This is a genomic window from Cytophaga sp. (assembly GCF_051961495.1).
Lineage (GTDB): Bacteria > Bacteroidota > Bacteroidia > Cytophagales > Cytophagaceae > Cytophaga.
This window is the reverse complement of the sequence record NZ_JBQCDF010000133.1, coordinates 1-6,751: the sequence shown is the minus strand read 5'-3', so window position 1 is coordinate 6,751 and position 6,751 is coordinate 1. Positions and strand designations below refer to the sequence as shown.

Genomic DNA, 6,751 nt, shown 5'->3' with positions numbered 1-6,751 from the left:
TTTTTTTTTTTTGGGGTTTTTTTTTATTTAATTTTTTTTTTTTTTTTTTGTTTTTTTTTATTAATATATATTATTTTTTAAAAAAAAAAAGCGACCGGTACATTCAACATGCAGGCATTTTATATCCGAAGAATCTTACGGATCTGGCCGTTGTATTTTATCATGGTGTTGTTTGCCTTCATGACACCCGTTGTTTTAAGACTTCTTTCCTTGACTTCCTCTGCCGAAGGGTATGAGCCGAACTGGCTGCTTTCGGTTACTTTCCTTGAAAATTATAAGATGATTGCTACTAATAGTTTTCCGAATGTTTCTCCATTGGGAGTGATGTGGTCTGTCTGTGTGGAAGAACACTTTTACATACTGTGGGCCTTAAGTTTATATTTTATTTCAACGCGAAACCTTTTCTGGTTGATTGCTTGTTCCATCATTACCGCAAATATTTCCAGGTATGTATTTTATCTCCACGACCGGGCATTTTTAGATTTGCTTACCAATATGGATTATTTTGCCTATGGAGCAATACCTGCATGGCTGTTGATACAAAGAAAGGAGGAGGCCACAGTATTTTTCAGCAGTCTGTCTGTTACATTGAAAATTACAGTACTGATTGCGGGCGTAGGTATGATAATTATTTTACCGAACCTGAATGTTGAAGACAAAATATTGATGGAACCAACCATTTTGGGATCCATATATGCTTTATTACTTACGCTTATTGTTTTTGAAGAAGAATTATTTCACATTCCGCAAAAAAATATATTCAGCCGTTTGGGTGTGTATACATATGGATTTTACCTGACTCATACCATCGTTATTAATTTCTTTGTGAAGATTTTTGATACAGAAAATGTGACTCCGGTAGTCGCATTATTATTTATTACCATTTGCTTACTTGGAACAGTTATTGCCGGAATGGCTACCTATTACAGTATTGAAAGACCTTTTTTGAAACTAAAGAAAAGATTCAGCTAAGAAAAAAATCATTCCTCTTAGCTGAATCTGCAGAATTACATTGTTGTGATGGTAAAATCCACACGTCTGTTTAATTGTCTGCCCTCGTCTGTATCATTTGTAGATACAGGCTTTGTTTTACCATATCCTTTTGATTTGATGCGCTCAGCAGCTATGCCTTTAGACGTTAAGTAATTCAATACAGCTTTAGCCCTGTTTTCAGACAAAACCAGATTATCTGTTTCACTACCGACATTATCAGTATGACCGGATATTTCAATCGTCATTGTCGGGTGTTCTTTCATTAATTCAGCGGTACGATTTAATTCAGCGTAAGATTCTTTTCTGAGATCACTTTTACCGAAGTCAAAGAACAGATTATTCAGTCGTATTGTTTGTCCGGTAATTAGTGGCGCCATATAAAGGTTGCGTTCGATTTCTTTGTAACTGGTTAGTGTAGTCAGGTCGATATTATCAGACACAGAGAAGAAGTTTTCTTTATGAGCAAGGAACCCATAATTAGCACCGGCAGGAAGAACGATTTTATAACTTCCGGTTTTGGGGTCACTCGTGGCAATACCTACTTCTTTGCCGGTTTTTAAATCTATGTATTGAATGTCTGCTTTAAGAGGAGCTTTGGTTGTTACATGCAATACCTTACCGGAAACAATAACCACTGGTTTTGGCTTGGCTGACTGGGGCAGGGCAATGCGTATGATGTCTATACTCCCGATGGTATTTTCTCCTGTTACCATATAGGCATAATCACCGGATGCCTGTACGGAGTAATACGCATCCCAGGAGCTTGAATTTATTTCAGGCCCCAGATTAAGGGGTTCAGACCAATTGGTATAGGTTGAATCCAAACGGCGGCTCATATAAATATCAGCGCTGCCATATGTCGGATGTCCATAAGTAGCAAAATATAACGTAATACCATCGGCAGCGATAAACGGAGTCAACTCACCTTTTGAAGTATTGATCGTATTACCCAGGTTTAAGGGCTCGCTGAAACTACCGTCTGCCTGAAGAAAACTTACATAAATATCTTTATCACCTTTGGAATCATCACGCTGCAAACTCATAAATAAAACTTTTCTGTCGGCAGATAATGAATATTCATTGGTATTTGTACGGTTGTAAAAATTTTTGATGAGTATGTCTTTAGGTAAAGACCAGCCGGATTCTGTACGGTATGAAAAAGAGACACCAGAAGATTTTTGTGTACCATCTTCATTGTATTGGTTCATGATCAGCATGCTGTTGTTATCCGGTGTAATTGAAATAACTGCATTCGGCCCGCTGTTATTTAATGGATAACCCAACCGTACAGATTTATTCCATGTATTGGCAGCATTGGTTGTTGACATGTAAATTTCGTCGCCGTCTCCTGCACCACCCGTGTTATCCGGATTTCCTTCTATTGAATAAAAAAGTGTTTTTCCATCAGGGGATATAAGAGGAAGTTTTTCTGCATAGATCGTGTTTATGGCTGGACCAAGATTTTCACGTTTTATGCCTGCAGACAAATTATCAATGGTTTTGATCTGCACGTCATGATAAAAATTGATATCCTCAATTTCAACCGTCATATTGGTTCTTAAAACGATTCCGAATGTTCCTGTTAATGATTCGAAACCAGAACCGGCAAAAGGAATTGAAAGTAATTCTGTATCGTTCAGCTTAAATAATACATCAGGCCCTGTATGTGCAATTTCAAGTGTATTGTACTCACCACGTGGCTTTATAGCGGATGTTCTTTTGCGGGTATTTGATCCGTAATATTCATATAAATATGTGTACTTATCATTTTCTTTAGAGGCAATCCAATATTCAAATCTTTCCGGATTGATCACAAAAAAAAATGTTTTACCGTTTTCGCCTTCAAGATAAATGCCTGATCCTTCATTACCAAAGCTTGCAGTTTCCTTCATTTTAAAAACATAAGAAAAATCTTTTTGCGCATTCAGGTACGTGTTGATCGTGCTGTAATACCAGGAACCATCCGTTGCTTTATTGGTGCATATATAGGCGCCGTGGTCTATGCTGAAATTATAGTTTTCATTTCCTCCTGTAAACCAGGAGGATTTTTCAGCGTTAAAACTTTCAGAATAATAGGGCGTTTTTTGTGCGAAACTGTTCGATGCAGATAGAGAAATTAATAGTATGCAGAACAGAAGTCTTGTTACAGGAAAAATGTTTTGTTGAATTTTCATAAATCAAATGCAATGGGAGTAGATTTGAAAAGAATTATTAAAATGAAATACCAAAGTATACGGGAAATATTACGCAGTTTTCCGTGCAAAGTTTTCATTTGTGTGCGGGCTATTTTTTTTTCCCCGGCGTAGATTTGATCTTGTCCGGATTTTCTTTCAGAAAAGCTTCCCAGCCGCCATTATTTTTTTTAACAGTTCCTTTCTGAAAGTAATGACACACAGCAACGCCTAAGGCATCGGTTGCATCAAGCAGTTTAGGAATTTCCTGGAATGAGAGCAATTTGGAAAGCATAGAAGCAACCTGTTCTTTGGAAGCATTGCCATTGCCGGTGACCGATTGTTTCACCTTTTTAGGAGCGTATTCAAAAATGGGCACCTGTTGGGAGATAGCCGCTGCAATGGCCACACCCTGCGCTCTTCCCAGCTTCAGCATCGACTGCACATTTTCGCCAAAGAAGGGGGATTCGATTGCCATTTCGTCGGGATGGTACTCCTGAATTAAAGTCGTTATCCTCTCAAAGATTTTACTTAACTTTATTGCATGGTCGGCGTATTTACTCAAATGAATTACGCCAAATTGAATTAAGGTCAACTGATTTCCTTTAATTGCAATCAGGCCGTAACCCATTACATTCGTTCCCGGGTCAATACCAAGGACGATTCGATCGATGAGCGGAGGAGTACTTTTATTGACCATATTCGTACATGCAAGTTAGCGAACCTTTTGTGAAAAAAATCACCCAGTCTACTTTCTTTTCAATAGGAATAAAAATAACTGTATTTGTTATCTCATGCATTTTAATTGTTTCAATTCTTTTGAAAAAGGAACAATTAGCCTCCACGATTCTCGATGCATTTTTAACTTCCGAAGGAATACTGTTATTCTTTGTCATGCTGGGTGGTATGCTTTTAAATCTTTCGGTTGAAGCATTTAAATGGCAGCGTTTATTGCGTTCCACAACAGCAATTCCTTTTAGAACTGCGTTGATGGCTGTCTTTAGCGGTATTGCAGCCGGCCTGATCACACCACATGGCATTGGTGATTATATTGGCCGTGTACTTTTTATTGATCCAGAAAAACGTATGGAAAGCATTGGCTCAGTTTTATTTTCACGTATTGCTCAGTTATGTGTAACCTGTATGACAGGGATCGGAGCTGTATTGTATTATTACTTCTTCATTAATACGGATCATCGTTTGTGGGCTGCATTTGGAATTGCCGGATTAACTTTATTGTTTATTTATCTTGCCTGGCAGTACAGGGTGGCATGGCTGGATAAAATGAAACGTTTACCATTACTAAAGCTTATTGAAAAATGGTTTGATGCGCTGCGGTATTATTCAAATATTTTATTCATTGAAACTCTTTGTCTATCGGGTTTGCGTTACATCATTTTCCTTACGCAGTTTGTTATACTGCTGCTGTTTTTTAAAGTCGACCTGCCTATAGAAATTTTATATATCGGCGGGATCTTTACGTTTTTTGTGAAATCCATTGTTCCTACTTATCTGGATCTGGGAGTACGTGAACTGGCAGCTGTTTTCTTTTTTTCAAATTACCATAGTGCAGAAGAACAAGTGATATTAGCAAGCCTCAGCTTATGGCTGTTTAACCTGGTGATCCCATCTTTCACAGGATTGTTTTGTATGTTTAAAATAGAATATACAAAAGTCAAATAACATGGAAATCTATCTGTTTATATGTGCGCTGCTGTATAGTATTTTCGGGATGCTATTGTTTGTGGGCTGGCAGAAAATAAAAAAATATCCGAAGGATTCTATTAAGGAACTTACAACCGAAGTAGCCATTATCATACCGATACGGAACGAAGAAAAATCCATAGGTTTGCTGTTGCAGGATCTTTGTGCACAAACCTATCCGCGTGCACGTATGCGGATTTACCTGGCCGATGATGGATCAACGGATACAACTCCGGCTATCCTTGCGGATTGGACCGCGCGCTATCCAACATTATTCAAACAGGTAACATTAAACCCTGCTTATGCCGACTGGCGGGGCAAGAAAAGATGGATCGCATCTGCTATTGCTGCCGGTTCTGAATCCTTTATTTTAACAACTGATGCCGATTGTCGTATTGGTCCGGATTGGGTAAAAACCATGATGCATACCTGGCTGGAATCAGGTGCGGGCTTTGTATCCGGACCTGTACGGATGCAGGGAGAACCCTCATTCTGGAACCGGATTCAGGCACTCGAATTTTCAAGTTTAGTAGGCAGTGGAGCAAGTGCAATCGGATTACAATATCCACTAATGTGCAATGGTGCCAATGTAGGCTATAGCAGGGAAGTGTACCTTGCTGTAAAAGGTTTTGAGGGTAACTCAGCGATTGCCAGCGGCGACGATGAGTTTCTGATGCATAAGATCTCTGCAGAGATTTCTCCGAAAGCGGTTGTTTTTTGTAAAGAATTTGCGGCGATTGTAACGACAGCGCCGGCTCCGGATTGGGTAACATTTTACCAGCAACGGAAACGGTGGGCAGGCAAATGGGGAAAGTACAAACTTCGGTATGTGCAATGGATCGCCGTGTGGATATTTATATTCCATCTTACCCTTATTATTGTTTTATTTTTAGCTATGTTTTTGATTATGAGCTGGAAATGGCTTGCTTTTCTATGGGGAACCAAGGCTGTTTCTGACTATTTCTATTTAAAGTCTGTAGCCCGGTTCTTGTCAATAGACTTTAAAAACAGTACATTTATAAACGCTGTTGTACTGTATCCATTTTATGCGGTTGGTTTTGGAATTGCATCGCGTTTGGGCAGTTATACATGGAAAGAACGAATTGAAAAGCTTTCATGACGGATATAGAATTTGATTTGCTGGATCAGCTGTATTTTGTTCAAACCTTTGCTGAGCTTGGGAGGGAATTGCGGCTACCGGAACAGGAGTTAAGAGATTTACTCATTTCAATGGTTGAGAAAGAATGGGTGAAAGTCATGGATAAACAAACCGACGAAGAAATCGTAGATATGGATACGTGGATAAAAAACAGTTCTGCCTTTTTTTATCTGGCCACTAAAAAAGGTTTGCTGGCACACAATACGTTATAATATTTGATTAAGAACCGTGGAAAGTAAAGACGTACACTCACCCTCATTTTATATTAAAAAACGCTTGTTCAGCAACAAACCTGCGATGTTTGGTTTGGGGTTGATCATTCTTGCACATATCATTGCTATTCTTGGTTATTCGATCATGCCAGATAATACACCGAATGCCGATGATGGTGCCAACCTGATCAAGAAACAACCGCCGGGTTTTAAAACACAATTGATTAAAAAACATAAAAGCATAGATGTTGAAGAGGTGAATTTTTTTACCATGATGTTCAACGGCAGGGAAAGCGCTTATACGATTGAACCGGTAGATACTTTTTATCTGAAAGGCGATTCTGTTTATTATAAAGAATTCAACGAGCGCCTTTGGGAATCAGGATTGACCTTGAGTTACATAGATGCGTTCTACAGCGGAACTTCAAAGAAACTGTTTAAAGATTCTGCTGCGGTATATAAGATCACGACTGATTCTGCTTATTATGTAGACACGAAAGAAAATGTTCATG

6 protein-coding genes and 1 pseudogene are annotated in these 6,751 nt (G+C 38.7%); 5 read left to right on the top strand and 2 right to left on the bottom strand.

The genetic code is table 11. The features are described from left to right. Window positions 1–108 precede the first annotated feature (108 nt). Entirely contained in the window at window positions 109–972 is an 864-nt protein-coding gene (locus tag ACTHJT_RS06530; RefSeq protein WP_440237194.1) for an acyltransferase family protein, read from the top strand. A gap of 35 nt (window positions 973–1,007) precedes the next feature. Here ACTHJT_RS06530 and ACTHJT_RS06525 read toward each other — a convergent pair whose 3' ends face one another. Together ACTHJT_RS06525 and ruvC are read right to left on the bottom strand one after the other, a co-directional pair. Then, window positions 1,008–3,167 carry an OmpA family protein gene (locus tag ACTHJT_RS06525; protein WP_440237193.1) on the bottom strand — a complete coding sequence of 720 codons (2,160 nt, stop codon included), beginning with the start codon at window positions 3,165–3,167 and terminating at the stop codon, window positions 1,008–1,010. A 109-nt stretch (window positions 3,168–3,276) separates the two neighbouring features. Next, window positions 3,277–3,864, bottom strand: coding sequence for a crossover junction endodeoxyribonuclease RuvC (ruvC, locus tag ACTHJT_RS06520; RefSeq protein WP_440237192.1), 588 nt, complete (start codon window positions 3,862–3,864; stop codon window positions 3,277–3,279). A 119-nt stretch (window positions 3,865–3,983) separates the two neighbouring features. Here ruvC and ACTHJT_RS06515 point away from each other — a divergent pair, with 119 nt between their 5' ends. The 4 genes and pseudogenes from ACTHJT_RS06515 to ACTHJT_RS06500 form a co-directional block, all read left to right on the top strand. Further along, entirely contained in the window at window positions 3,984–4,847 is an 864-nt protein-coding gene (locus ACTHJT_RS06515; protein WP_440237191.1) for a lysylphosphatidylglycerol synthase transmembrane domain-containing protein, read from the top strand. 1 nt (window position 4,848) lies between these two features. After that, on the top strand, window positions 4,849–5,988 hold the full coding sequence (locus ACTHJT_RS06510; protein ID WP_440237190.1) for a glycosyltransferase: 1,140 nt from the start codon (window positions 4,849–4,851) through the stop codon (window positions 5,986–5,988). Then, window positions 5,985–6,239: a transporter gene (locus ACTHJT_RS06505; RefSeq protein WP_440237189.1), complete on the top strand. Its 255-nt coding sequence runs from the start codon at window positions 5,985–5,987 to the stop codon at window positions 6,237–6,239. The genes ACTHJT_RS06510 and ACTHJT_RS06505 overlap by 4 nt, the downstream gene beginning before the upstream one ends. Before the next feature lie 16 nt (window positions 6,240–6,255). Further along, window positions 6,256–6,751 (top strand): annotated as a pseudogene (locus ACTHJT_RS06500) (ABC transporter permease); the annotation flags it as partial.